This is a genomic window from Pseudomonas avellanae BPIC 631 (assembly GCF_000444135.1).
Taxonomy (GTDB): domain Bacteria; phylum Pseudomonadota; class Gammaproteobacteria; order Pseudomonadales; family Pseudomonadaceae; genus Aquipseudomonas; species Aquipseudomonas avellanae.
Genome location: NZ_ATDK01000527.1, coordinates 1 through 363, shown reverse-complemented (window position 1 = coordinate 363; position 363 = coordinate 1). Strand labels below are relative to the sequence as shown.

Here is a 363-nt window from a genome sequence, read left to right as displayed (position 1 = left end):
GTCGCCGTCTTGCCTGCTCGCTCGCGCAAGCCCAAGGACAAAGCCAAGGTCGAAGTCGGTGTTCAAGTGGTCGAGCGCTGGATCCTCGCGGTGCTGCGCAACCGCCAGTTCTTCTCGCTCGGAGAACTCAACACAGCAATCAGCCTGCTACTCGAACGCCTCAATCACAAGCCCTTCAAAAAGCTGCCCGGCTCGCGCCGGTCAGCCTTCGAAAGCATCGACCAACCTGCGCTGCAAGGGCTACCGGAGCATCCGTACGTCTACGCCGAATGGAAAAAAGTGCGAGTCCATATCGACTATCACGTTGAGGTCGATGGCCACTTTTACTCGGTGCCATACCAGTTGGTGAAGCACCAACTCGAA

Annotated in this window: 1 protein-coding gene; it reads left to right on the top strand. The window is 57.6% G+C overall.

Features of this window, described 5'->3' with window-relative positions:
* The coding region (locus tag DW49_RS0124330; RefSeq protein WP_029774756.1) for a Mu transposase domain-containing protein at positions 1-363 on the top strand (363 nt) is incomplete at both ends.